This is a genomic window from Pseudomonas sp. Pso3, assembly GCF_055393275.1.
The window spans coordinates 481,245-503,125 of record NZ_AP043687.1 but is presented as its reverse complement, the minus strand read 5'-3'; the positions used below and the strand labels follow the sequence as shown (position 1 = coordinate 503,125).

Here is a 21,881-nt window from a genome sequence, read left to right as displayed (position 1 = left end):
CATGGCGTCAAGCGGCGCCGATGGCTGTGGCACAATGGCCGACCCATTGCCCACTTCCCGCGACCCGATCGCCTCTGCCGAGAATCCCGATGGCCCGCAAGAAAGCTCCCGACTTCGAACAATCCCTGGCCGAATTGCAGACCCTGGTGGAACGCCTGGAAAGTGGCGAGCTGTCCCTGGAGGACTCCCTCGGCGCCTTCGAACAGGGCATCCGCCTGACCCGCGAATGCCAGGGCGCCCTGGCCCAGGCCGAGCAGAAGGTGCAGATCCTGCTGGAAAAGGACGGCGAACTCAGCGCCGCGCCCTTCGCCCCGGTCGGGGACGACGCATGATCGAGGCCTACCAGCAACGCTGCCAGACCCGCGTCGACACAGCCCTCGCCCCGCTCTTCACCGCCCCGCGCGCCGAACTCGCCCGGCTCTATGCGGCCATGGCCTACAGCGTCATGGGCGGCGGCAAGCGGGTGCGGCCGCTCCTGGTCTATGCCGCCTGCGAAGCCCTGGGCGGCGATTCGGCACGCGCCGACCAGGCCGCCTGCGCGGTGGAGCTGATCCACGCCTATTCCCTGGTCCACGACGACCTGCCGGCCATGGACGACGACGACCTGCGCCGCGGCCGGCCCACCACCCACAAGGCCTATGACGAAGCCTGCGCCATCCTTGCCGGCGACGGCCTGCAGACCCTGGCCTTCGAGACCCTGCTGGCGGCGCCCCAGGACGCCGCGGTGCGGCTGGAGATGGTCGCGGTGCTGGCGCGCGCCAGCGGCCCGGCCGGCATGGTCGGCGGCCAGGCCATCGACCTGGAGTCGGTCGGCCGCCGTATCGACCAGCCGGCGCTGGAAACCATGCACCTGCACAAGACCGGCGCCCTGATCGCCGCCAGCGTGCAACTCGGCGCCCTGGCCAGCGAAGCCGCCGGTGCCGCCGAGCGTGAGGCCCTGGCCCGCTATGCCGAGGCCATCGGCCTGGCCTTCCAGGTCTGGGACGATGTGCTCGACATCGAGAGCGATACGCAGACCCTGGGCAAACGCCAGGGCGCCGACCTCGCCCGCGACAAACCGACCTACCCGGCACTGCTCGGCCTGGACGTGGCCAAGGCCTATGCCCTGGAGCTGCGCGACACTGCCCTGGCGGCCATCGAGCCCCTGGGCGAGCCCGCCGAACCCCTGCGCGCCCTGGCCCGCTACATCGTCGAGCGGCGCAACTGAGCGCTCGCCCGCGGAAAAACTCGTGACCCGGGCCGCATTTGCCCCCGGGTCCGTTGTCACAGGGGCATAACAAGACGCCCTGTCCGCTGTTGGGATGCCACGCGGGCATCGGGTAAACTGCCTAATTCTCTGCGCAAAGTGATCAGCCAGATGCCCAAGACGTTTCACGAGATTCCCCGCCAGCGTCCCGCGACGCCCCTGCTCGACCGCATCGACTCGCCGGTCCAGCTGCGCCAGCTCGGTGATGCCGAGCTGGAAGCCGTCGCCGACGAACTGCGCGCCTTTCTCCTGTGGACCGTGGGCCAGACCGGCGGTCACTTCGGCGCCGGCCTCGGCGTCATCGAACTGACCGTGGCCCTGCACTACGTCTTCAACACCCCGGAAGACCGGCTGGTGTGGGACGTCGGCCACCAGGCCTATCCGCACAAGATCCTCACCGGTCGCCGCGAAGGCATGGCCAGCCTGCGCCAGAAGGACGGCCTGGCCGCCTTCCCGCGCCGCAGCGAGAGCGAGTACGACACCTTTGGCGTCGGTCACTCCAGCACCTCCATCGGCGCCGCCCTGGGCATGGCCATCGCCGCCCAGCTGCAAGGCATCGAGCGCAAGTCGGTGGCGGTGATCGGCGACGGCGCCCTGACCGCTGGCATGGCCTTCGAGGCCCTCAACCACGCCTCGGACACCGGCGCCAACATGCTGGTGGTGCTCAACGACAACGACATGTCCATCTCGCGCAACGTCGGTGGCCTGTCCAACTACCTGGCGCGACTGCTCTCCAGCCGCACCTACCAGCACCTGCGCGAGAACGGCAAGAAGGCCCTCTCCAAGCTGCCCGGTGCCTGGGAAATCGCCCGCCGCACCGAAGAAGCCGCCAAGGGCATGCTGGTACCCGGCACCCTGTTCGAGGAACTGGGCTGGAACTACATCGGCCCCATCGACGGTCATGACCTGCCGACCCTGGTCACCACCCTGCGCAATCTGCGCGACGCCAAGGGCCCGCAGTTCCTCCATGTCATCACCCGCAAGGGCAAGGGCCTGTCCATCGCCGAGGCAGACCCCATCGGCTACCACGCCATCACCAAGCTGGAGCCGCTGGACGCCAAGCCCAAGCGCCCGGGCGCGCCCAAGTACTCCAACATCTTTGGCGACTGGCTGTGCGACATGGCCGCCGCCGATGCCAAGCTGGTGGGCATCACCCCGGCGATGAAGGAAGGCTCCGACCTGATCCGCTTCGCCGAACGCTATCCCGAGCGCTACTTCGACGTGGCCATCGCCGAGCAGCACGCGGTGACCCTGGCCGCGGGCCTCGCCTGCGACGGCATGAAGCCGGTGGTGGCCATCTACTCCACCTTCCTGCAGCGTGGCTACGATCAGCTGATCCACGACGTGGCGGTGCAGCATCTGGACGTGCTCTTCGCCATCGACCGCGCCGGCCTGGTGGGCGAAGACGGCCCGACCCATGCCGGCAGCTTCGACCTGTCCTACCTGCGCTGCATCCCCGGCATGGTCATCATGGCGCCCAGTGACGAGAACGAGCTACGGCGACTGCTCACCACCGGCTATCGCCATCAGGGTCCCGCTGCGGTGCGCTACCCGCGTGGCAGCGGTCCCAACGCCGCCCTGGATCCGGGCCTGGAACCCCTGCCCATCGGCAAGGGCGTGGTGCGTCGCCAGAGCAGCCTGAAAAACGGCCCCACCGTCGGCTTCCTGGTGTTTGGCGTGCAACTGGCCGAGGCCCTGCAGGTCGCTGAGCGCCTGGACGCCAGCGTGGCCGACATGAGATTCGTCAAGCCGCTGGACGAAGCCCTGATCCGCCAGTTCGCCGCCGACCACGACCTGTTGGTCACCGTCGAGGAAAACAGCGTCATGGGCGGTGCCGGCAGTGCGGTCAACGAATTCCTGCAGGCCAATGCCCTGGTCCAGCCGGTGCTGAATCTGGGTCTGCCGGACAGCTACATCGAACACGCCAAGCCGGCCGACATGCTGGCCGAGTGCGGTTTGGACGTCGCGGGGATCGAGCGCGCGGTACGCGAGCGCCTGGCACTGCTGGAAGCCGCCCAGGCCGATACCTCGCCACGCCTGGCCCGCGGTGCCTCCGCCTAAAGGGCCGCGCACCGCTGATCTGAAGGCACCGACACCTCGTCCAGCCGCTCTAGTGCGCGGCTGGAGCCCCCACCATGCTGGCTGCTGACTGCAATCAGCGTGGCGACAAGGATGGGTGTTATGAGTGACATGGATCTGAGCGGCCCCGAGCGCCGCTGGCTGCCCTGGCTGGGGCGCAATGGAAAGATTGCCCGTGGCTGGGCCTGCCTGCGCAACGGAGGTCGACAGGCACGCCTGGAAAAGACCTTTGCCGGCCTGGCCGGCACCCGTCGTGATCTGCTGCTGACCTGGACCCAGAGACACTGGCAGCAACTGGAACGGATCGCCGCGGCGGTGGAGACCGGCTGGCCCGCGCTGGATCCCCAAATCCTGGACGACGCCCTGCTGCACCTGAGCGCGGCCTCCGAACTCTTCGTGGTGGATACCCAGGGCCTGGTCCTCGCCTCCACCGCACGTCAGCGCCAGGGGCAGCGGCACGACGCCGCGGCCCTCGCCCGCGGTCTGCAGGCGCCCTTTCTGCAAGGCCCCTATCGCGATCCGGTCACCCTTGCCCTGGGCCCGACCACCTCGGCCTTCCACGATGCCGTCACCCTGCTGTTCCACCAGCCGCTGCGCCAAGCCGGCAAGCCGCTGGGCTGTCTCTGTCTGCGCCTGCCCAACGATGTTCTCAGCGATCTCATTCAGCGCGAGGCTGGGCATGTCTTTCCGGATTCCGGCGACAACTACCTGTTCATGGTCAAGGCGGTCGCCGACCCCAGCATAGCGCCCGGCACCGCGCTGTCGCGCTCGCGCTTCGAAGACGCCACCTTCACCGCCGGCGATAACCTCAAGCAAGGGGTCGCCACCCCCTTCGGGACGGTACGGATCCGCGAGCACACCGAGTTCGAGCTGAAATTCACCGCCCCGGCGACCAAGGAATTGCACCCTGGGGTGCGCGAGACCATTCGCAAGGGGCGCAATCTGTTCGTCGCCTATCCAGGCTATTCCGATTACCGCCACGTCCCGGTGATCGGCGCCGGCCTTACCCTGCAATTGCCCGGTTCGCCGGATACCTGGGGCCTGCTCTGCGAAGCGGATCTGGAAGAAGCCTATCGTGGCGGCAGCCTGACCCAGCACCTGCTGCTCGGCGCCCTGCTGCTGGGCGCGGGCGCCTGGGGCCTGCAAGCCGCCCTGAGTCTCTGGCAACCGGCCTGGCAAGGGGCCTTCGCCCTGGGCAGCGCCGCCCTGGCGCTGGTCCTGTACGCCGGCTTGGTGGTCAGGCCCTGTACCCGCCGTCTGCAACGCCTGGGCGACTTCTTCCTCGACATCGCCGAATGCGGCGCTAGTCTCGACCAGCGCCTGGATCGCCAGGGCTTTCGCGCCGACGAGACCGGCGAGCTGGCGGTCTGGATCAACAGCTTCGTCGATCGCCTCGACACCTCGCTGCAGACCGTCAAGCAGGTCACCCGCGCCCTCAGCGCCGATGCCGCCAGTCTGCAGCGCGGGGCCCAGCACGCCAGCCAGGAAGCCGAACAGCAATGGCAGGCGGCCGAGGCCAACACCCAGGCCATGCAGACGATGCTGCAGGGCAGCCAGGAGATGGCCGCCCATGTGCGCGACAGCAGTGGCCTCTCGACCCGGGCACGCAACGGCAGCGACCACGGCAATCTGCTGGTCGGCCAGGTGGCCCGCGATCTGGAAATCCTCGATGGCACCATCGGCACCTCGGCCGGCACCATCAGCGCGCTCAACGAGCAGACTCACGCGGTGCGCCATGTTACCGACACCATCCGCGGCATCGCCGAACAGACCAACCTGCTGGCGCTCAACGCCGCCATAGAAGCGGCCCGCGCCGGCGATCAGGGACGCGGCTTCGCCGTGGTCGCCGACGAGGTACGGCGCCTGGCCAATCATTCGGCGGATTCCACCCGCGAGATCGCCAGCATCCTCGACCAGATCCGCCTGCTGTCGGAACAGGCGGTGGCCGCCATGCAGCGCTGCAAGGCGGACGCCCAGACCTCGCGCAGTCGTTCGGACCAGGCCCAGGAGGCCTTGGGCGCCATCGATCGCGATGTCGGCGCGCTGCAGGAGCACCTGACCCACATCGGCCACACCCTGGAGGCCCTGGATACCAGCGGCAACCAGCTGCAGCTACGCAGCCAGGCGGCCCAGGACCAGGCACGGCGCAGCGCCGAGCTGGCCCAGACCACCCTGGGCGCCAGTCGCAACGTGGATCAACAGGTACTGGAATTGCAGGAAGCCGCGCAGCGCCTGGAACCGGCGCGCGCAGCCGGCTGATCAGGAGGCCGGATCGGCGGTCTCTTCGTTCTGATGCAGATTGCCGAGCATGTGGCCGAGCTTGCCGGCCTTGGTCAGCAGATAGCGGCGGTTGTGCGGATTGAGGCCTTCCTGCAGCGGCACCCGCTCGGCGACCGGGATGCCCAGGACCTCGAGCGCCTTCACCTTGCGCGGATTGTTGGTCATCAGCCGCAGCGAGATGATGCCGAGGTGGTCGAGCATCGGCTTGCATAGGGCGTAGGTGCGCTGGTCGGCACCGAAGCCCAGGCGCTCGTTGGCTTCCACGGTATCAGCACCGGCATCCTGCAGCTCGTAGGCGCGGATCTTGTTGAGCAGACCGATGCCGCGTCCTTCCTGGCGCAGATAGAGCAGCACGCCACGCCCGGCCTCGGCGATGGCGCGCAGCGCCGCTTCCAGCTGGAAACCGCAGTCGCATCTCAGGCTGAACAGCGCATCGCCGGTCAGGCACTCGGAATGCAGCCGTCCCAGGACCGGCTCGCCATCGGCCACGTCACCGAAGGTCAGGGCGACGTGTTCCTTGCCATCGGTTTCGTCGAGGAAACCGTGCATGGTGAACAGGCCAAAGGGGGTGGGCAGTTGGGAGGCGGCGACAAAGACGACGGACACCTGCGGGCTCCTGGCGGGGAAAGACGTACATTGTAACCTTTTCCCCGGCTCCGGCGTCATCGCCAGGGGTTATGACGTCGATACCCGATGATCTATCAGCGTGCCTGGACGTAGAAGATGCCCTGGGCCTCGCGCCAGCCCACGCGGTTGAGGAAACTCATGCCCAGCAGGCCCTGGCTGGGATAGTTGCCTTCCAGGACCATGGCGTCCACCCCGACCACCTCGACATCGCCCAGGCGCACCTGCTTGAGCGTGGTGCGCCAGGCGCGGGCATGGCCGCTGGCGGTCTCCACCCAGCCCGGGGTGCCGTCGCGATAGCTGATGCCCAGCTGATCGGCCTGGGCGCCACTCAGGGCGACGCTGGTGGCGCCGGTGTCCACCAGCAGCGACACCGGACGGCCATTGACGTTGGCGGTGACCTGGTAATGGCCGTTGTTGCTGCGCGGCACGCTGAATTCGCGGCGCTGCGGGGCGCTGTAGCCATCGCTGTATTCGCGGTCGAGGGTAAAGGCCTGGGTCCGGCCGTCGATGCGCAGCACCGCCTGCTGGGGATCCGCGCTGACCACCTCGACGTCGTCCAGGCGCTGGCCGACCCGCAGCAACTTGCGCTGGCCATTGACGTTGACCACCGCCGCGCCGTTGAACAACCCCACGACCCTGACCTGGGGTTGCGCCCAGGCGAGCGAACCGACGGCCAACAGGAGGCCGTACGCGCCCAGTCTTTTCACTGCCCTGCTCCTTGGGCCTGCGTCTCGTCAGCCGACGAGATGACCCCAACCGATGTGTAATCCCTGAACCACCAGCCAGGCGAGGATGCCGGCCAGTACATCGTCGACCATGATGCCGACGCCGCCGCGGACATTGACATCCAGCCAGCGGATTGGCCAGGGCTTGCAGATGTCCAGCACGCGGAAGGCGACGAAACCCACCAGCAGCCAGATCAGGCCCGGCGGCGCCAGCCAGAAGGTGATCCAGATGCCGACCATCTCGTCCCAGACGATGCCCTCGTGATCGTGCACGCCCAGCTCGCGGGCGACCTTGCCGCACAACCAGCAGCCGAAGACGGTCAGCAGCACCAGCAGCAGCGGATAGCTCCAGCCGCCGAGCAGCTGCCAGAGCGGCAGGAAGGGCAAGGCGATCAGCGAACCCCAGGTCCCGGGCGCCTTGGGCAGGGTGCCGGAACCCAGGCCGAAGGCCAGGAAGTGCCAGGGATCGCGCCAGACCGACGGAGGGACCGGCTGGGCGGGGGCTTGCTGTTCACTCAAGAGAGGACTCCGCGCGGGGCGCTAGAAATGTTGGAAGCCGGCCTGCGCCGGGATCATGGGCTGACCGTCGGCAGCGAGGACGACAACGCCACTGCCCGCCTCGACTCGCCCGATCACCTGCGCCTGGGGCCAGGCGGCGGCCAGGGCCGGCGCCTGGCCCGGCGGCAGGGTGAAGACCAGCAGATAGTCGTCGCCTGCGCCGAGGGCCAGGCGCAGCACCTCGTCGGCGGGAAAGAGTTCGGCCAGCGCCGGACTCACCGGCAGCCGCGCCGTCTCCACGACCAGGCGGACGCCGGAGGCCGCGGCGATATGGCCGCAATCGGCCACCAGGCCATCGGAGACGTCCTGGGCCGCCGTCGCCCGACCCCGCAGCCAGAGGCCGAGGTCGAATTGCGGCTGGGGTGCCCAGTAGCGTGCCAGCAGGTGCCAACTGGCGGCACCCTCCGCGGCACGCTGACCGAGGACGAAGGGCAAGGCCCCGCCGGCCTCGCCCGGCGCACCGCCCAGGCACAGCAGATCACCCGGGCGGGCGCCGCTGCGCAAGAGCGCCTGACCGGCCGGTACCTGACCGAAGACCGTGAGGGTGAGGGACAGCGGACCGCGGGTGGTGTCACCACCGACCAGGCGCAGCTCGCACTGCTCGGCCATCTGCGCAAGGCCTGCCGCCAGGCCTTCCAGCCAGGCGGGCTCGATGCTCGGCAGGGTCAGCGCCAGGGTGAAGCCCAGCGGCGTGGCGCCCATGGCGGCGAGGTCGCTGGCGCTCACCGCCAGGGCGCGCTGGCCGAGGCCATGGGCATCCGGGCAGGGATCGGGGAAATGCACCCCGGCGGTCAGGGTATCGGTGGAGACCGCCAGCTGTTCACCCGGGGCGGGTGCCAGCAGCGCGCAGTCGTCACCGATGCCCAGTGCAACGCCGGGTCCGCCACGGGCGCAAGGCGCCGCGGCGAAATAGCGACGGATGAGTTCGAATTCACCCATGCCCGCGGGCGATCAGCGCTTGCCGCGCAACTCGGCGCTGCGCAGCTTGGGCGCCAGCTTGTCCAGCACGCCGTTGACGAACTTGTGGCCGTCGGTGGCGCCGAAGATCTTGGCCAGCTCGATGCCCTCGTTGATCACCACGCGATAGGGCACGTCGATGCGCTTGAGCAGTTCGTAGCAGGACAGTCGCAGCACGGCCAGCTCGACCGGGTCGACCTCGTCCATGGCACGGTCCAGGCAGGGCAGGATCAGACCGTCGATCTCGCCCTTGTTGGCCGGGACGCCGTGGAGGATTTCATGGAAATAGGCGCCGTCGACCTTGGCGAAATCGTTGTCGACGCGAAACTGCGCCTCGATCTCGTTGATCGCCTGGCCCGCCATGTGCCACTGGTACAGGGCCTGGACCGACAGGCTGCGCGCTTCGCGGCGGGCAGCCAGTTTGCCGGTGGGGGCCTTCTTGCCCGCGGGCCTGCCGGCCGCGGGCGGAGTCAGATCGCCGCTCACTTGGCCTCCAGCTGCGCCAGCAGGCTGACCATTTCCAGAGCGGACAGGGCGGCTTCGGCGCCCTTGTTACCGGCCTTGGTGCCGGAGCGCTCGATGGCCTGCTCGATGGAATCGACGGTCAGGACGCCAAAGGACACCGGCACGCCGAATTCCATGGAGACCTGGGCCAGACCCTTGGTGCACTCGCCGGCCACGTATTCGAAGTGGGGGGTGCCGCCACGGATCACCGCGCCGAGGGCGATGATGGCGTCGAATTCGTCGCGCTGGGCGATCTTCTGCACCGCCAGCGGGATCTCGAAGGCGCCGGGGACGCGGATGATGGTCAGGTCGTCCGGCTTGATGCCGTGACGCACCAGGGCGTCGATGGCGCCCTGCAGCAGGCTTTCGACGACGAAGCTGTTGAAGCGACCGACCACCAGGGCGAAACGGCCCTGAGGAGCGATGAAGGTGCCTTCAAAGGTCTTGATGTTCATGTGCGGGTCCAGTTGTCAAAGAGCCGGACGGCCGGCAGTGCCAGGCCGTCCGTGGAAATCCAGGTGAAGCGCGCCATGCCACCCGGGCGGGGCGCGCCAGGCGGAAGGGTCATTCTTCAGGAGGCAGATAGTCTACTACTTCCAGGTCGAAGCCGGATATGGCATTGAACTTCATCGGCGAGCTGAGCAGACGCATCTGACGAATGCCCAGGTCGCGGAGGATCTGCGAACCGGCCCCGACGGTGCTGTAGGTGGACAGCGCCTTGGGCACCGGCAGCGGCTCGCGCAGGTGCGCCAGCAGGTCGTCGCCCTCGATCGAGTGACCGAGCAGCAGCACCACGCCGGTGCCTTCGCGGGCCACGCGCTCCATGGCACTGCGCAGACTCCAGCGACCTGGCTGGTGCACCTGCAGGAGGTCGCGCAGCGGATCCATGTTGTGCACCCGCACCAGCGGCAGCTCCTGGCCGGCCAGGTCGCCACGGATCAGCGCCAGGTGGACGTCGCCCTCCACCTCGTCGCGGTAGGTCACCAGCTTGAACGGACCGAGTTCGGTCTCCAGCTGCTGCTCGTCGATACGCTTGACGGTGTGCTCGTGGAGCAGACGGTAGTGGATCAGATCGGCGATGGTGCCGACCTTGAGGCCGTGCTGCTCGGCGAAGGCTTCGAGTTCGTCGCGCCGGGCCATGGTGCCGTCGTCGTTCATCACCTCGCAGATCACCCCGCTCTCGGCGAAACCGGCCATGCGCGCCAGGTCGCAGGCGGCTTCGGTGTGGCCGGCACGCGCCAGCACGCCGCCGGGCTGGGCCATCAGCGGAAACATGTGGCCGGGGCTGACCACATCGCCGGCCTTGGCGTCCTTGGCGATGGCGGCCTGCACGGTGCGCGCGCGGTCGGCGGCGGAGATGCCGGTGCTGATGCCTTCGGCGGCCTCGATGGACACGGTGAACTTGGTGCCGAAGCCAGAGGCGTTGCGGCTGGCCATCATCGGCAGGTTGAGGCGTTCGCAGAGGCCCTTGCTCATGGGCATGCAGATCAGGCCGCGGGCATGGCGGGCCATGAAGTTGATGTGTTCGGCGGTGACGCATTCGGAGGCGATGATGATGTCGCCTTCGTTCTCGCGGTCCTCGTCGTCCATGAGGATGACCATCTTGCCCGCGCGGATGTCCTGGATGATGTCTTCGATGCTGGAAAGTGCCACGGTGTCGTCCTTAGCGCTGCAGATAGCCGTGTTCGGCGAGAAAGTGTTCGGTGACGCCGCCCTTGCTGGACTCGGCGGCCTTGTCGCCCAGCAGCAGGCGCTCCAGGTAGCGGGCCAGCAGGTCCACCTCCAGGTTCACCCGGCGTCCGGGCCGGTAGTCGGCCATGATGGTCTCGCCGAGGGTATGGGGGACGATGGTCAGCTCGAATTCGGCGCCGTCCACGGCGTTCACCGTGAGGCTGACGCCGTCCACGGTGATCGAGCCCTTGAGCGCGATGTAGCGGGCCAGCTCGGCCGGGGCGCGCAGGCGGAACTGCACGGCGCGGGCGTTATCGGCGCGGGAGACCACTTCGCCGAGTCCGTCCACGTGGCCGCTGACCAGGTGGCCGCCAAGGCGACTGGTGGGCATCAGCGCCTTTTCCAGGTTGACCCGGCTGCCGGGCTTGAGACCGCCCAGGCTGGTGAGGCTCAGGGTCTCGCGACTGACGTCGGCCCAGAAGCCGTCGCCGGGCAATTCCACGGCGGTGAGGCAGACGCCATTGACGGCGATGCTGTCGCCGAGCTTGACGTCGGCAAGGTCGAGCTTGCCGGTGGCGACATAGAGGCGCACGTCGCCGCCCTTGGGCGTGAGGGCGCGGATCTCGCCGAGGGCTTCGATGATTCCGGTAAACATCAGCTCAGGCCTCCGAGAGGTAGAGCCGGAAAGGCGGTGCAGCTAGACATCGACGAACTCCTGTTTCGGTGAAAAAACAGGGCGCACGGACAGAAGGGAAATCAGACGGACGAGGGGCTCGCACCCCTGCCAGGCGAGGCTATCCCGTTCTCTCTCATCCGGACTATGACCGTCGGCCCCGGAATCCAACCGGGTCTGCTGACCTCCCCCGCCGCAGAGGACGAGAGAGCGCTCGCGGGCTCGTCCCGACTGATCGGGCGTTACCGCCGGTGGGGAATTGCACCCCGCCCTGAGAACTCGCCGCCCGCAGGCAGCGCAGGTTTTGTAACACAGTTCGCCGCCGCGGGGCCAGGGGCGTCAGGTGTCCCGGGCCGGTCGGGCGATCAGGTGCAGGTCCGCGCCCACCGGCGTGGCACTGAGGATTTCCAGCTGCGGCGCCTGGGCCAGGTGCTCCAGCGGCCATTCCAGCAACGGCCGGGCGCTGGAACCGAGGAACTTGGGCGCCAGGAACAGGTGATATTCATCGACCAGTCCGGCCTGGGCGAAGGCACCGGCCAGACGCGGTCCGGCTTCCACCAGCACATCGTTGACCTGCTCGCGGCCCAGGCGGGTCAGCAGCGCCGCCAGATCGACCTGGCCCTGGGCGCCGGGCAGCGCCAGGTAGTCGTGCCCGGCCGCCGCATAGGCCGGCGCCTCGCCGGCCATACCGACGACCCGCGCCGTGCCGGCCTGGAAAAAGGGGGCGTCCAGCGGTACCCGGCCACGACCGTCCACCAGCAGCCGCTGCGGCGTGCGCAGGGTGGCCAGCTCCAGTTCTGGGCCACTCAGGCCCAATTCGCTCGGGCGCACGGTCAGGCGCGCGCCATCGGCCAGCACGGTGTCGGCGCCGGTGATCACCACCCCCGCCTCAGCACGCAGTCGCTGCACGCTCTGGCGCGCCGCCGGCCCGGTGATCCACTGGCTTTCGCCGTTGGCCATGGCGGTGCGGCCATCCAGGCTCAGTGCCAGCTTGACCCGCACGAAGGGCCGCCCGGTCAGCATGCGCTGGATGAAACCGGCATTGAGCGCCCGCGCCTCGGCTTCCAGCACCCCGGCGCGGGTAGCGATGCCGGCGGCGGCGAGGCGCGCCAGGCCGCGACCGGCCACCAGCGGATTGGGATCGGTCATGGCCGCCACCACCTCGGCCACCCCGGCGGCCACCAGGGCATCCGCGCAAGGCGGGGTGCGGCCATGGTGGCTGCAGGGTTCCAGGGTCACATAGGCGGTGGCGCCACGCGCGGCCTCGCCTGCCTGGCGCAGCGCATGCACCTCGGCATGGGGACCGCCGGCCTGGCGATGCCAGCCCTCGCCCACCACCTGGCCGTCACGGACGATCACGCAGCCCACCCGCGGATTGGGCGCCGTGCTGTAGCGGCCGCAGGCGGCCAGCGCCAGGGCGCGGGCCATCCAGAATTCGTCGTTCACCGCGTCCGTGTCGCTCATACCGGTTGCTTGCCCGGGTCCTGGGCCAGCCGCTCGATTTCGTCGCGGAACTCGGCCAGGTCCTGGAATTGCCGATAGACCGAGGCGAAGCGGATGTAGGCCACCTGATCCAGCTTGCGCAGTTCGTCCATCACCAGTTCACCCACCACCCGCGAACGGATCTCCCGCTCGCCGGTGGCGCGCAGCCGGTGCTTGATCAGGGCGATGGCCTCTTCCAAGCGCTCGACGCTGACCGGGCGCTTCTCCAGGGCGCGCTGCATGCCGGCGCGCAACTTGTCCTCGTCGAAGGGCTGGCGGGTGCCGTCCTGCTTGATCAGCCGTGGCAGCACCAGCTCGGCGGTCTCGAAGGTGGTGAAGCGTTCCTGGCAGGCCAGGCACTCACGCCGCCGGCGCACCTGCTCGCCGGCCGCAACCAGCCGGGAATCCGTGACCTTGGTGTCGTGGGCGCCGCAGAAGGGACAATGCATGGGGAGTCAACCGCCGGAAGGGAAAGCCCTCATGGTACCCGATCACCCCCTGGCGGGAACCTCCGGGTACCAGACGAATCGACAGCCAGGAGCCGCCGGGCTATAAGAGCGCACTGTGTTCGACGACCCCTCTCCAGCCTCCCGTGCCGCCCTCGCCGGCGGCGACCTCCGGATCCCGCCATGACCCCACGCGTCCTCCTGCCCCTGCTGCTCACCGGTCTGCTCGTGGCCTGCTCCAGCCCACCCGAAACCACGCCGCCGCAGCCCACCACCCCGGCCGACGAGCCGGTCCCGGTGGCCGGCGCTCCCACCCCGGCCAATCTGCGCGAGATCTCCGGGGTGCTGCGCAATGCCCAGGGCCTGGTCCCGGCCGGCGCCCAGGTGGAGATCGCCCTGCTGGCGGTCAATGCCAAGGGCCTGCCGCAGCGCCTGCTGGCCAGCGAGACGGTGACCGGCAAGGGCGCGCCCCTGGCCTTCCGCCTGCCCTTCAATCCCGAGATCTTTCCCACCCGCCCGGATCTCAAGGTGGAATTCCACGCGCGCCTGATCCAGGCCGGTCAGCTGGCCAGCTATCTGCCGCCGGTGAATGTCGGCGGACCGACCACGCAGAATCTCGGCGAACTGGTGCTGAACCAGACCCCGTGACGCCCCCGGCCGACCTCGTCGCCGCCCTGACGGCTCTGCTCGGCGACGCCCGTCTCTGTCTGCAGGCGTTGCCCGACAGCGACCTGTCGCTGTGGTTGATCGATCCGGCCAACATGGCGCGGGCCTTTTCCCCCGCGGAAACCCAGCGCCTGTTGGAGGCACCACCCTACTGGGCCTTCTGCTGGGCCAGTGGCCTGGCCCTGGCACGCTGGATCGTCGCCCATCCCGAGCACGTTGCCGGGCGCCAGGTCCTGGATTTCGGCAGCGGCTCGGGCATCGCCGGACTCGCCGCCGCCCGGGCCGGCGCGGCGCGGGTGGTCTGCTGCGACCTCGATCCCCTGGCCCTGGCGGCCTGTCGCGCCAATGCCCAGGCCAACGCCGTGCAGATCGAGACGCTGGACGATTTCTCTGCCAGCACCGAGCGCTTCGATCTCATCCTGGCCGCCGACGTCCTCTACGACCGTGCCAATCTGCCCTTGCTGGACCTCCTGCAGGCGCGCGCCGAGCGGATCCTGCTGGCCGATTCGCGGGTACGCGACCTCGCCCACCCCGGCTTCACCCGCGTCGCCATGCTCCAGGCCTGCACCCTGCCGGATCTGGCCGAGCCGGACGAATTCCGCCGCGTGGCGCTCTATCGGGGCTGAGCCGGCCCGCCTTGTTTCCAAGCCCGGCGCCCCCACCTATAGTGCAACTTTCGTCTGCCGAGTCCGCCATGAGCCAGGTCCCCTACATTTTCGACGCCACCCTCGACACCTTCCAGCAACAGGTCATCGATGCCTCCTTCAGCACCCCGGTGCTGGTGGACTTCTGGGCCGAGTGGTGCGCGCCCTGCAAGGTGCTGATGCCGCTGCTGGCCAAGATCACCGAGTCCTATGGCGGCGCCCTGCACCTGGCCAAGGTCAACTGCGACATCGAGCAGGAACTGGTGATGAGATTCGGCATCCGCAGCCTGCCCACCGTGGTGCTGTTCAAGGATGGCCAGCCGGTCGACGGCTTCGCCGGCGCCCAGCCGGAATCGGCCATCCGCGCCCTGCTCGAACCCCATGTCCAGGCCCTGCCGCCGGCCGAGGAAGATCCGCTGGACGCGGCCCAGGCCTTGTTCGCCGAGGGTCGTTTCGCCGAAGCCGAGGCGCTGCTCAAGGCCGTGCTGGAAGAAGACAACAGCGACGCCCTGGCGCTGATCCTCTATGCCCGCTGCCTGGCCGAGCGCAATGAACTGGACGATGCCCAGGCCGTGCTGGACGCGGTCAAGGGTGACGAACACAAGCAGGCCCTGGCTGGTGCCCGTGCCCAGCTGACCTTCCTGCGCCAGGCCGCCAGCCTGCCCGAGGTCGCCGACCTCAAGAGCCGCCTGGCTCGCGATGCCGGCGACGACGAGGCCGCCTACCAACTGGCCGTGCAGCAACTGGCCCGCCAGCAATACGAACCGGCACTGGATGGCCTGCTGGATCTGTTCCGCCGCAATCGCGGCTACGGCGACGACCTGCCACGCAAGACCCTGGTGCAGGTCTTCGATCTGCTGGGCAACGACCATCCGCTGGTCGCCACCTATCGCCGCCGCCTGTACCAGGCGCTGTACTAAGCGCCGGTCAACCATGGCTGCGTCGCCTCGGACGCAGCCTTATCCACTGCGGGCGCCCTCCCAGCGCAGTGGACATTCGGTAGCGTGGAAAACCGCGCAGCGTTTTCCACTCCCCCGCTCCAGCCTCACCCCTGCCAGATATAGAACTGCGCCTCCCCCACCCGCTCCATGCGCACCTGGGGACTGTGCCTCAGCCGCACCAGCAGCTGCTTGGCCACGCCCAGATTGCCGGTGAGCTTTTCCAGCGCCACGAGGATGTCCGGCCCGCTGAGCCGCCCGGCGGAGCTGAGCAGCTTCACCACCTGATCCCAGAGCATGTCGCCACCCGACTTGGGTCCGCTGGGTGCGGCGCTCACGGCCGCGGCAGGCAGGGACGCCTCGGTCGGCCGCAGGGCGGCGGCCAGGCGTTGCCAGTCGGCCTCCTCCAGTTCCACCGTGAGATCCACGGGCTGGCTGCCGATGGTTCCGCGAATGCGTACCATGGTGTTCTCCTCGTCGTGCAGAGGCCCATGCTCCCACAGCCATCGGCCCACGCCAAACCGAGGTTGCAGCGCATAAATGCAACAACATAACATAGCGCCTCTCCACCCTTTGGAAGTCCACCATGCGCCTGCCCCTGCTGACCCTCTGTCTTGCCGCCGTGCTCGCCCAACCGGCCTTTGCTCATGGTACCGATGACGACCATGACGAACACGAGCACGGCGCCCTGGGCGCCCATGTGCACGGCGAATCCCACCTCGACGTGGCCCAGACCGACAGCGGCCTGGAACTCCAGTGGCGCAGTCCGGCGGCTGATCTGCTGGGCTTCGAGCATGCCCCGCGCAATCGACAGGAAGAAGACGCCGTCGCCGCCCTGCGCCAGAGTCTGGAAAATCCCCAGGCCCTGGTGAAGCTGCCCGCCGCCGCCGATTGCCGCCTGACCGAAGCCAGCGCCATCAGCCCGCTGTTTGCCAAGGATTCCAGCGCCAGCGGCCATCTCGACGTGGAGGCCAGCATGAGCTTCAACTGCAGCAAGCCGGGCGCGCTCGCCAGCCTGGATCTCTCCGGCTGGTTCGCCCGTTTCCCCAACAGTCACAGCGTCGAGGTCCAGGCCATCGTCGCCAGCGGCCAGCAGGGCGCCGAACTGACCGCCCGGCAACCGCAGCTCAAGTGGTAGGACGGTCGTGACCTCTGCCCCCCTGGTCGAGATCCAGGACCTCGGCTTCGCCTGGCCCGGCCAGGCGGAATGCCTGCACATCCGGCACTTCCAGCTGGCGCCCGGCGAGGCGCTGTTTCTTGAAGGCCCTTCCGGCAGCGGCAAGACCACCCTGCTCGGCCTGCTCGGCGGCGTGCAGCGTCCCAGTCGCGGCCAGGTGCGCCTGCTCGGTCAGGACCTGGGCGCCCTCGCCACCGCCCGGCGCGACCGTTTTCGCGTCGACCACACCGGCTTTCTCTTCCAGCAATTCAATCTGCTGCCCTTTCTCTCGGTCTTGGACAACGTCCTGTTGCCCTGCCAGTTCTCGGCGCTGCGCCGCGAGCGTGCTTCGGCGCGGCATGGCGATCCCCAGGGCGCGGCCCTGACCCTGCTCCGCGCCCTGGGGCTGAGCGATCCCGCGCTGCCCCGCCGTCCGGCCCGCGAACTCTCCATCGGCCAGCAGCAGCGCGTCGCCGCCGCCCGCGCCCTGATCGGCCAGCCGGAACTGGTGATCGCTGACGAACCCACCTCGGCGCTGGACAGCGACCGCCGCGATGCCTTCCTGCAACTGCTGTTCGCCGAGTGCGCCGCCGCCGGTGCCGGCCTGCTGTTCGTCAGCCACGACCGCAGTCTGGCCAGTCGCTTCGACCGCCACCTAACCCTGGCCCAGCTCAACGCCGCCCGGCCGGAGACCTAGGATGCCGCTCCTGCAACTGGCCTGGGCCAGCCTGCGCAATCGCCGCGCCACCGCCCTGCTCACCGTCTTCACCATCGCCGTCTCGGTGGCCCTGCTGCTGGGTGTCGAACGCCTGCGCACCGAGGCCAAGGCCAGTTTCGCCAGCACCATCGCCGGTACCGACCTGGTGGTGGGCGCGCGTTCCGGCGCGGTCAACCTGCTGCTCTACTCGGTGTTCCGCATCGGCAACGCCACCAACAACATCCGCTGGGAGAGCTACGAGAAGCTCGCCGCCGATCCCCGCGTCGCCTGGACCATCCCGCTGTCCCTGGGCGATTCCCACCGCGGCTACCGAGTGCTGGGTACCGACGGCAACTACTTCACCCACTACCACTACGGGCGCAACCAGCCGCTGCGGCTGGCCCAGGGCCGGCCCTTCGCCGACGTCTTCGAGGTGGTGCTGGGCGCAGAGGTAGCCAAGGCGCTGCACTATCGGCTGGGCGACAAGGTGGTGCTGGCCCATGGCGTCGCCACCATCAGTCTGACCGAGCACAGCGACCACCCCTTCACCGTGGTCGGCATCCTCGCCCCCACCGGCACCCCGGTCGATCGCACCCTGCACATCCCGCTGAGCGGCATGACCGCCCTGCACCTGGACTGGCGCGGCGGCCTGCCCGGGCCTTCGCTGAGCGACGCCGAGGTGCGCCGGCGCGATCTCACGCCCCAGGACCTGACCGCCGCCCTGGTCGGCCTCAAGAGTCGGGTGGCCACCTTTGCCGTACAGCGCGCGGTCAACGAGTACCGTGGCGAGCCGCTGCTGGCCATCCTGCCCGGCGTGGCCCTGCAGGAGCTCTGGGGCCTGCTCGGCACGGCGGAACAGGCGCTGCTGGTGATGTCGCTGTGCGTGGTGCTCACCGGGCTGGTGGGCATGCTCACCGCCCTGCTCGCCAGCCTCAACGAAAGACGCCGGGAAATGGCCATCCTGCGCTCGGTGGGCGCCCAGCCGCGCCACCTGTTCGGCCTGTTGCTGGCAGAGGCCCTGACCCTCACCCTGGCCGGCTGTCTCGCCGGGCTGGCGCTGCTCTATGGCGCCATCGCCCTGGGCCGGCCCTGGCTGCTGGCGGAATACGGCCTGGCATTGCCGCTGGACTGGCCCTCGCTCTACGATGGGCAACTGCTCGGCGGCATCCTGCTCGCGGCCCTGGTGCTCGGCTGCATCCCGGCCTGGCGCGGCTGTCGCCAGGCCCTCACGGACGGGTTGTCCGTGCGACTCTAGACGAGGCCCCACCATGCGCCTGGCGCTCCTGCTGTTGCTCTGCTGGCTGCCCTGGGCCCAGGCCGAACCCCGCCAACTCGCCTGGCGCGAACTGGTGCCGGCCGATGCGCCGCGCTTCAATCCCGGCAGCGTCGACCACGGCCTCGGCGAAGACGGCCCGGCCGCCAGCCAGCCCTGGCCGGACGCCCCCACGGTGGCCGCCCTGGATGGCCAGGAGGTGCGCCTGCCCGGTTACGTGGTGCCGCTGATGGTCACCGACGAGGGCGAGGTCACCGAATTCCTGCTGGTCCCCTATTACGGCGCCTGCATCCACGTACCGCCGCCGCCGGGCAACCAGATCGTCTACGTGAAAGGCAGCCACGACCTCTGGCTGTCCAAACTGCACCTGCCCTACTGGGTGGAAGGCCGCCTGGGCGTGGGCAGCCAGCGCAGCGAGGTGGCCGTCGCCGGCTATTGGCTGCAGGCCCAACGCATCCAGCCCTACATTCTCAAGGGCGACGGTTCCTAAGGCGATCCGCCCCACCCTTGAGCGAGATCAAGAGTCCGCCGTTTCAGCTTCGCTAGGCTGCTCCCAGCCCTTTTTCAATGCCTTCGGAGCCCTCGCCATGCGTCCCCTCTTCCGTCTCAGCCTGCTCGCCCTTGCCCTGGCCGCGCCCTTCGCCCAGGCCCACCAGGCCGGCGACATCATCCTGCGCGCCGGCGCCATCACCGTGGATCCCCACGAGCGCAGCTCCGACGTCAAGATCGACAGAGGCGCCCTGAGCGGCGCCAATCTGGGCGGCAAGGCGACCATGGACAGCGACACCCAGCTGGGGCTGAACGTCGCCTACATGCTCACCGACCACCTGGGCCTCGAATTGCTGGCGGCCACGCCCTTCGAGCACCAGGTCAATATCAAGGGCACCGGGCTGGACGCCGCCAACGGCAAGCTCGGCAGCCTCAAGCACCTGCCGCCGACCCTGAGCCTGGTCTACTACCCGCTGGACGCTAAGGCGACGTTCCAGCCCTATGTCGGCGCCGGCCTCAACTACACCTGGATCTACGACGAGCACGTCGGCAGCGGCGCCAGCGCGGCCGGCTTCGACAACTTCCGCGCCGACAACTCCTGGGGCTGGTCCGCCCAGGTCGGCGCCGATCTCATGCTCACCGACCGGGTGATGCTCAACGCCCAGATCCGCTATATCGACATCGCCACCACCGCCCATGTCGACAACACCGCCCTCGGCGCCCGCGCCAAGGTCGATCTGGACGTGGATCCCTGGGTCTACATGGTCGGCCTGGGCTATCGCTTCTAGGCCAGCGCAAGCCACTCGCCCGCAGGTTGGCGCTGGGCAGCTCCAGCGTCGACGCCCAACCGGCCAGGGAGTGCCCCTGGCCGCGGCCGCTAATCCCGCAGCAGTGCTGCCAGCCCCGTGCCCATGCTCGTGGGCTGACTGAAATCGAAGCGCTCGCGCAGGCGGCGGTTGTCCGCCTTCGAATGGCGGATGTCCCCGGCCCGCGCCGCGCCATGGGTTACCGGCGGCAGGCCACCCAGCACCTGGCCGATCTCCGCCAGCAGGCCGTTCAGGCTGATGGTCTCGCCGCGCCCCACGTTCACCGCCCCGGCCGTCACTTCGGGGGCTTCCAGCGCCTGCACCAGGATGCCCACCAGATCGGCGACATAGACGAAATCGCGGGTCTGCTCGCCATCACCGAACACCGTGATCGGCGTCTGCCGGCGGGCGCGTTCGGTGAAGATGCTGATCACCCCCGAATAGGGCGAAGACGGATCCTGACGCGGACCATAGATGTTGAAGAAGCGGAAGATCGCCGGCTCCAGACCGTGCTCGCGACGATAGAAGTCGAAGTAGTATTCGCCCGCCAGCTTGTCCGCCGCATAGGGCGTCAGCGGCGCCTTGGGCAACTCCTCGTCGATGGCCTGCCCCTGGCCGTTGGCGCCATAGACCGCCGCGCTGGAGGCATAGACCACCCGCTTGATCCCGGCCTTGCGCATGGCCTCGCACAGATTCAGGGTGCCGATGAAGTTGGCCCTGTGGGTGCCCACCGGGTCCTCCACCGACGCCTGCACCGAGGCCACCGCGGCCAGGTGCACCACCGCCGCGCAGCCGGCCATCGCCGCTTCCAGGGTCGCGACATCGGCCACGTCTCCCACCCGCAATTCGATGCGGTCGTCGTCCAGCGGCAGATTCTCGCGCTTGCCGGTGCTCAGGTCGTCCAGCACCCGCACCCGCCTGCCCCGCGCCAGCAGCGCGTCGGCCAAGTGAGAGCCGATGAAACCGGCACCGCCAGTGATCAGAATGGGCGCATCACTCATCGAAACCTACCTCGTCCTGCCGAAAGCCCTGCAACAGCGCCGGCAGCTCCTGCTGCCAGCGCCGCGCCTTGATACCAAAGGTGTTGAGCAGCTTGCGACTGATCAACACCCCCTGTTGTGGCTCTTCCGCGGCATCCGCACGCTCGAGGTGCGCCACCTCCTGCCATTCGCAGCGCACCGGCCGGTCGAATTCCTGCCAGAGCTGGGCGACGGTCTCGGCCAGACCCAACTCCGACACCGCTTCCTGGGCGCCGTAGTGATAGGTCCCCCAGAGCGGCGCGCCGCAGTCGAGCTGCTTGACCACGGCCAGCAGCACCCGGGCGGCATCGCCCACGGTGGTCGGATTGCCGCGCCGGTCGCCCGCCATCGGCACCACCTGCTCGGTGCCCAGCTGCCGCAGCAACCGCCCCAGGCGACCGTCACGGGAGTCATCCAGGACCCAGCCCAGGCGCAGCAGGATGTGCATCGGGCACAGCGCCCGCACCAGCTGCTCGACCCGCCAGAGCGCCTCGCCCCGTGCCCCGGGGGGCCGCGGAAGATCCTTTTCACTATAGCCGGCCACGCGCGAGCCATCGAACAGCTGATAGCTGGACGGCTGGATCAGCGGAATCTGATAGTGCTGGCAGAGGCCGGCCAGGCGTTGCACGGCCAGCGCCTGGCGCTGCATCAGCGCCGGATCGAAGTCCGCGGCCTGCAGCCAGTCGTGGTAATAGGCGAGATTGATCACCGCCCCTGGTCGGACCCGGTCGAGGACCTCGGTCAGCCCGGCGGCGTACCAGCCCTCCGTGGGAGTCTCGGGGGCGACGAATTCGATGCCCGCTTCGGCACCGGCGGCGAGTAGCGCCTTGCCCAGGGCGCTCTCCCCGCCCACTACTAGAAGACGCATACGCATGTGTTGGAACAGCCTTCAAACCAGCATAAACAGGCGTCGAAAGACTCGACGGACATCGGTCAACATAGCGC

The 21,881-nt window shown here is 68.8% G+C and carries 24 protein-coding genes, 1 pseudogene and 1 riboswitch; of the genes and pseudogenes, 12 read left to right on the top strand and 13 right to left on the bottom strand.

The genetic code is table 11. From position 1 onward, the window contains the following. Window positions 1-89: 89 nt before the first annotated feature. The 4 genes and pseudogenes from ACZ5R1_RS02400 to ACZ5R1_RS02385 all read left to right on the top strand — a co-directional run. Complete coding sequence (locus ACZ5R1_RS02400; RefSeq protein WP_007161201.1) at window positions 90-332, top strand: exodeoxyribonuclease VII small subunit; 243 nt, start codon at window positions 90-92, stop codon at window positions 330-332. After that, entirely contained in the window at window positions 329-1,207 is an 879-nt protein-coding gene (locus ACZ5R1_RS02395; protein WP_074585219.1) for a polyprenyl synthetase family protein, read from the top strand. The genes ACZ5R1_RS02400 and ACZ5R1_RS02395 overlap by 4 nt, the downstream gene beginning before the upstream one ends. A 150-nt stretch (window positions 1,208-1,357) precedes the next feature. Continuing rightward, the gene (gene dxs / locus ACZ5R1_RS02390) at window positions 1,358-3,307 is read left to right on the top strand and encodes a 1-deoxy-D-xylulose-5-phosphate synthase (RefSeq protein WP_027599164.1); all 1,950 of its coding nucleotides are present in this window, start codon (window positions 1,358-1,360) and stop codon (window positions 3,305-3,307) included. Window positions 3,308-5,071: 1,764 nt separating this feature from the next. Further along, window positions 5,072-5,584, top strand: a pseudogene (locus tag ACZ5R1_RS02385) (methyl-accepting chemotaxis protein); the annotation flags it as partial. Here the strand turns inward: ACZ5R1_RS02385 and ribA are convergent. The 10 genes from ribA to nrdR all read right to left on the bottom strand — a co-directional run bounded on the left by ribA (window position 5,585) and on the right by nrdR (window position 13,251). After that, window positions 5,585-6,211, bottom strand: coding sequence for a GTP cyclohydrolase II (gene ribA, locus ACZ5R1_RS02380; RefSeq protein WP_464712795.1), 627 nt, complete (start codon window positions 6,209-6,211; stop codon window positions 5,585-5,587). 95 nt (window positions 6,212-6,306) lie between these two features. Next, on the bottom strand, window positions 6,307-6,939 hold the full coding sequence (locus tag ACZ5R1_RS02375; RefSeq protein ID WP_027599166.1) for a retropepsin-like aspartic protease family protein: 633 nt from the start codon (window positions 6,937-6,939) through the stop codon (window positions 6,307-6,309). A 27-nt stretch (window positions 6,940-6,966) separates the two neighbouring features. Next, on the bottom strand, window positions 6,967-7,476 hold the full coding sequence (locus ACZ5R1_RS02370) for a phosphatidylglycerophosphatase A family protein (RefSeq protein WP_044341058.1): 510 nt from the start codon (window positions 7,474-7,476) through the stop codon (window positions 6,967-6,969). A gap of 21 nt (window positions 7,477-7,497) precedes the next feature. After that, window positions 7,498-8,454, bottom strand: coding sequence for a thiamine-phosphate kinase (gene thiL / locus ACZ5R1_RS02365; RefSeq protein ID WP_464712794.1), 957 nt, complete (start codon window positions 8,452-8,454; stop codon window positions 7,498-7,500). Between the two features lie 12 nt (window positions 8,455-8,466). Continuing rightward, on the bottom strand, window positions 8,467-8,946 hold the full coding sequence (gene nusB, locus ACZ5R1_RS02360) for a transcription antitermination factor NusB (protein ID WP_186353918.1): 480 nt from the start codon (window positions 8,944-8,946) through the stop codon (window positions 8,467-8,469). A gap of 8 nt (window positions 8,947-8,954) precedes the next feature. Beyond that, entirely contained in the window at window positions 8,955-9,431 is a 477-nt protein-coding gene (gene ribH, locus ACZ5R1_RS02355; RefSeq protein WP_007161209.1) for a 6,7-dimethyl-8-ribityllumazine synthase, read from the bottom strand. Between the two features lie 109 nt (window positions 9,432-9,540). Then, a complete protein-coding gene (gene ribBA / locus ACZ5R1_RS02350) occupies window positions 9,541-10,578 on the bottom strand; it encodes a bifunctional 3,4-dihydroxy-2-butanone-4-phosphate synthase/GTP cyclohydrolase II (protein WP_249784815.1) in 1,038 nt (345 codons plus the stop codon). A 61-nt stretch (window positions 10,579-10,639) separates the two neighbouring features. Then, window positions 10,640-11,302, bottom strand: coding sequence for a riboflavin synthase (locus ACZ5R1_RS02345; RefSeq protein ID WP_007161211.1), 663 nt, complete (start codon window positions 11,300-11,302; stop codon window positions 10,640-10,642). A 142-nt stretch (window positions 11,303-11,444) separates the two neighbouring features. Next, window positions 11,445-11,603: riboswitch (FMN riboswitch) on the bottom strand. 56 nt (window positions 11,604-11,659) lie between these two features. Further along, the gene (ribD, locus tag ACZ5R1_RS02340) at window positions 11,660-12,784 is read right to left on the bottom strand and encodes a bifunctional diaminohydroxyphosphoribosylaminopyrimidine deaminase/5-amino-6-(5-phosphoribosylamino)uracil reductase RibD (RefSeq protein ID WP_464712793.1); all 1,125 of its coding nucleotides are present in this window, start codon (window positions 12,782-12,784) and stop codon (window positions 11,660-11,662) included. After that, the gene (gene nrdR / locus ACZ5R1_RS02335) at window positions 12,781-13,251 is read right to left on the bottom strand and encodes a transcriptional regulator NrdR (RefSeq protein WP_007161213.1); all 471 of its coding nucleotides are present in this window, start codon (window positions 13,249-13,251) and stop codon (window positions 12,781-12,783) included. Before nrdR ends, ribD begins: the two co-directional genes overlap by 4 nt. Window positions 13,252-13,431: 180 nt before the next feature. On the opposite strand from nrdR, the gene ACZ5R1_RS02330 reads away from it, so the two are divergent. From ACZ5R1_RS02330 to trxA, 3 genes are all read left to right on the top strand, one after another. Continuing rightward, a complete protein-coding gene (locus ACZ5R1_RS02330; protein WP_027599172.1) occupies window positions 13,432-13,896 on the top strand; it encodes a YbaY family lipoprotein in 465 nt (154 codons plus the stop codon). Then, window positions 13,893-14,540, top strand: coding sequence for a class I SAM-dependent methyltransferase (locus ACZ5R1_RS02325; protein ID WP_042137291.1), 648 nt, complete (start codon window positions 13,893-13,895; stop codon window positions 14,538-14,540). Before ACZ5R1_RS02330 ends, ACZ5R1_RS02325 begins: the two co-directional genes overlap by 4 nt. Window positions 14,541-14,608: 68 nt before the next feature. After that, window positions 14,609-15,478, top strand: coding sequence for a thioredoxin (gene trxA, locus ACZ5R1_RS02320; protein ID WP_027601110.1), 870 nt, complete (start codon window positions 14,609-14,611; stop codon window positions 15,476-15,478). Between the two features lie 125 nt (window positions 15,479-15,603). Here trxA and ACZ5R1_RS02315 read toward each other — a convergent pair whose 3' ends face one another. Next, window positions 15,604-15,960, bottom strand: a complete 357-nt coding sequence (locus ACZ5R1_RS02315) for a hypothetical protein (protein ID WP_288405566.1) — start codon at window positions 15,958-15,960, stop codon at window positions 15,604-15,606. A 122-nt stretch (window positions 15,961-16,082) separates the two neighbouring features. On the opposite strand from ACZ5R1_RS02315, the gene ACZ5R1_RS02310 reads away from it, so the two are divergent. The 5 genes from ACZ5R1_RS02310 (at window position 16,083) to ACZ5R1_RS02290 (ending at window position 19,899) form a co-directional block, all read left to right on the top strand. Then, complete coding sequence (locus tag ACZ5R1_RS02310; RefSeq protein WP_027599174.1) at window positions 16,083-16,634, top strand: DUF2796 domain-containing protein; 552 nt, start codon at window positions 16,083-16,085, stop codon at window positions 16,632-16,634. 7 nt (window positions 16,635-16,641) lie between these two features. Continuing rightward, window positions 16,642-17,349, top strand: a complete 708-nt coding sequence (locus ACZ5R1_RS02305; protein WP_288405570.1) for an ABC transporter ATP-binding protein — start codon at window positions 16,642-16,644, stop codon at window positions 17,347-17,349. 1 nt (window position 17,350) lies between these two features. Continuing rightward, window positions 17,351-18,604 carry an ABC transporter permease gene (locus ACZ5R1_RS02300; RefSeq protein WP_027599176.1) on the top strand — a complete coding sequence of 418 codons (1,254 nt, stop codon included), beginning with the start codon at window positions 17,351-17,353 and terminating at the stop codon, window positions 18,602-18,604. A gap of 13 nt (window positions 18,605-18,617) precedes the next feature. Further along, window positions 18,618-19,112 carry a DUF3299 domain-containing protein gene (locus ACZ5R1_RS02295; protein ID WP_007161221.1) on the top strand — a complete coding sequence of 165 codons (495 nt, stop codon included), beginning with the start codon at window positions 18,618-18,620 and terminating at the stop codon, window positions 19,110-19,112. Between the two features lie 97 nt (window positions 19,113-19,209). Next, window positions 19,210-19,899 (top strand): OmpW/AlkL family protein, encoded by a 690-nt coding sequence (locus ACZ5R1_RS02290; protein WP_027601114.1) that lies wholly within the window; start codon window positions 19,210-19,212, stop codon window positions 19,897-19,899. 89 nt (window positions 19,900-19,988) lie between these two features. On the opposite strand, the gene ACZ5R1_RS02285 is transcribed toward ACZ5R1_RS02290, so the two are convergent. Both ACZ5R1_RS02285 and ACZ5R1_RS02280 read right to left on the bottom strand, forming a co-directional pair. Next, a complete protein-coding gene (locus ACZ5R1_RS02285) occupies window positions 19,989-20,918 on the bottom strand; it encodes an NAD-dependent epimerase/dehydratase family protein (protein WP_027599178.1) in 930 nt (309 codons plus the stop codon). Beyond that, window positions 20,911-21,810, bottom strand: a complete 900-nt coding sequence (locus tag ACZ5R1_RS02280) for a sugar nucleotide-binding protein (protein ID WP_314585191.1) — start codon at window positions 21,808-21,810, stop codon at window positions 20,911-20,913. Before ACZ5R1_RS02280 ends, ACZ5R1_RS02285 begins: the two co-directional genes overlap by 8 nt. Window positions 21,811-21,881: the final 71 nt, after the last annotated feature.

Bases quoted from the DNA above. Each gene is read 5' to 3' on its own strand.
- ACZ5R1_RS02400 (WP_007161201.1), top strand. From the start codon at position 90: ATGGCCCGCAAGAAAGCTCCCGACTTCGAACAATCCCTGGCCGAATTG.
- ACZ5R1_RS02395 (WP_074585219.1), top strand. From the start codon at position 329: ATGATCGAGGCCTACCAGCAACGCTGCCAGACCCGCGTCGACACAGCC.
- dxs (WP_027599164.1), top strand. From the start codon at position 1,358: ATGCCCAAGACGTTTCACGAGATTCCCCGCCAGCGTCCCGCGACGCCC.
- thiL (WP_464712794.1), bottom strand. From the start codon at position 8,454: ATGGGTGAATTCGAACTCATCCGTCGCTATTTCGCCGCGGCGCCTTGC.
- ribH (WP_007161209.1), bottom strand. From the start codon at position 9,431: ATGAACATCAAGACCTTTGAAGGCACCTTCATCGCTCCTCAGGGCCGT.
- ribBA (WP_249784815.1), bottom strand. From the start codon at position 10,578: ATGGTCATCCTCATGGACGACGAGGACCGCGAGAACGAAGGCGACATC.
- ACZ5R1_RS02345 (WP_007161211.1), bottom strand. From the start codon at position 11,302: ATGTTTACCGGAATCATCGAAGCCCTCGGCGAGATCCGCGCCCTCACG.
- ribD (WP_464712793.1), bottom strand. From the start codon at position 12,784: ATGAGCGACACGGACGCGGTGAACGACGAATTCTGGATGGCCCGCGCC.
- nrdR (WP_007161213.1), bottom strand. From the start codon at position 13,251: ATGCATTGTCCCTTCTGCGGCGCCCACGACACCAAGGTCACGGATTCC.
- ACZ5R1_RS02330 (WP_027599172.1), top strand. From the start codon at position 13,432: ATGACCCCACGCGTCCTCCTGCCCCTGCTGCTCACCGGTCTGCTCGTG.
- trxA (WP_027601110.1), top strand. From the start codon at position 14,609: ATGAGCCAGGTCCCCTACATTTTCGACGCCACCCTCGACACCTTCCAG.
- ACZ5R1_RS02315 (WP_288405566.1), bottom strand. From the start codon at position 15,960: ATGGTACGCATTCGCGGAACCATCGGCAGCCAGCCCGTGGATCTCACG.
- ACZ5R1_RS02310 (WP_027599174.1), top strand. From the start codon at position 16,083: ATGCGCCTGCCCCTGCTGACCCTCTGTCTTGCCGCCGTGCTCGCCCAA.
- ACZ5R1_RS02300 (WP_027599176.1), top strand. From the start codon at position 17,351: ATGCCGCTCCTGCAACTGGCCTGGGCCAGCCTGCGCAATCGCCGCGCC.
- ACZ5R1_RS02295 (WP_007161221.1), top strand. From the start codon at position 18,618: ATGCGCCTGGCGCTCCTGCTGTTGCTCTGCTGGCTGCCCTGGGCCCAG.
- ACZ5R1_RS02290 (WP_027601114.1), top strand. From the start codon at position 19,210: ATGCGTCCCCTCTTCCGTCTCAGCCTGCTCGCCCTTGCCCTGGCCGCG.
- ACZ5R1_RS02285 (WP_027599178.1), bottom strand. From the start codon at position 20,918: ATGAGTGATGCGCCCATTCTGATCACTGGCGGTGCCGGTTTCATCGGC.
- ACZ5R1_RS02280 (WP_314585191.1), bottom strand. From the start codon at position 21,810: ATGCGTATGCGTCTTCTAGTAGTGGGCGGGGAGAGCGCCCTGGGCAAG.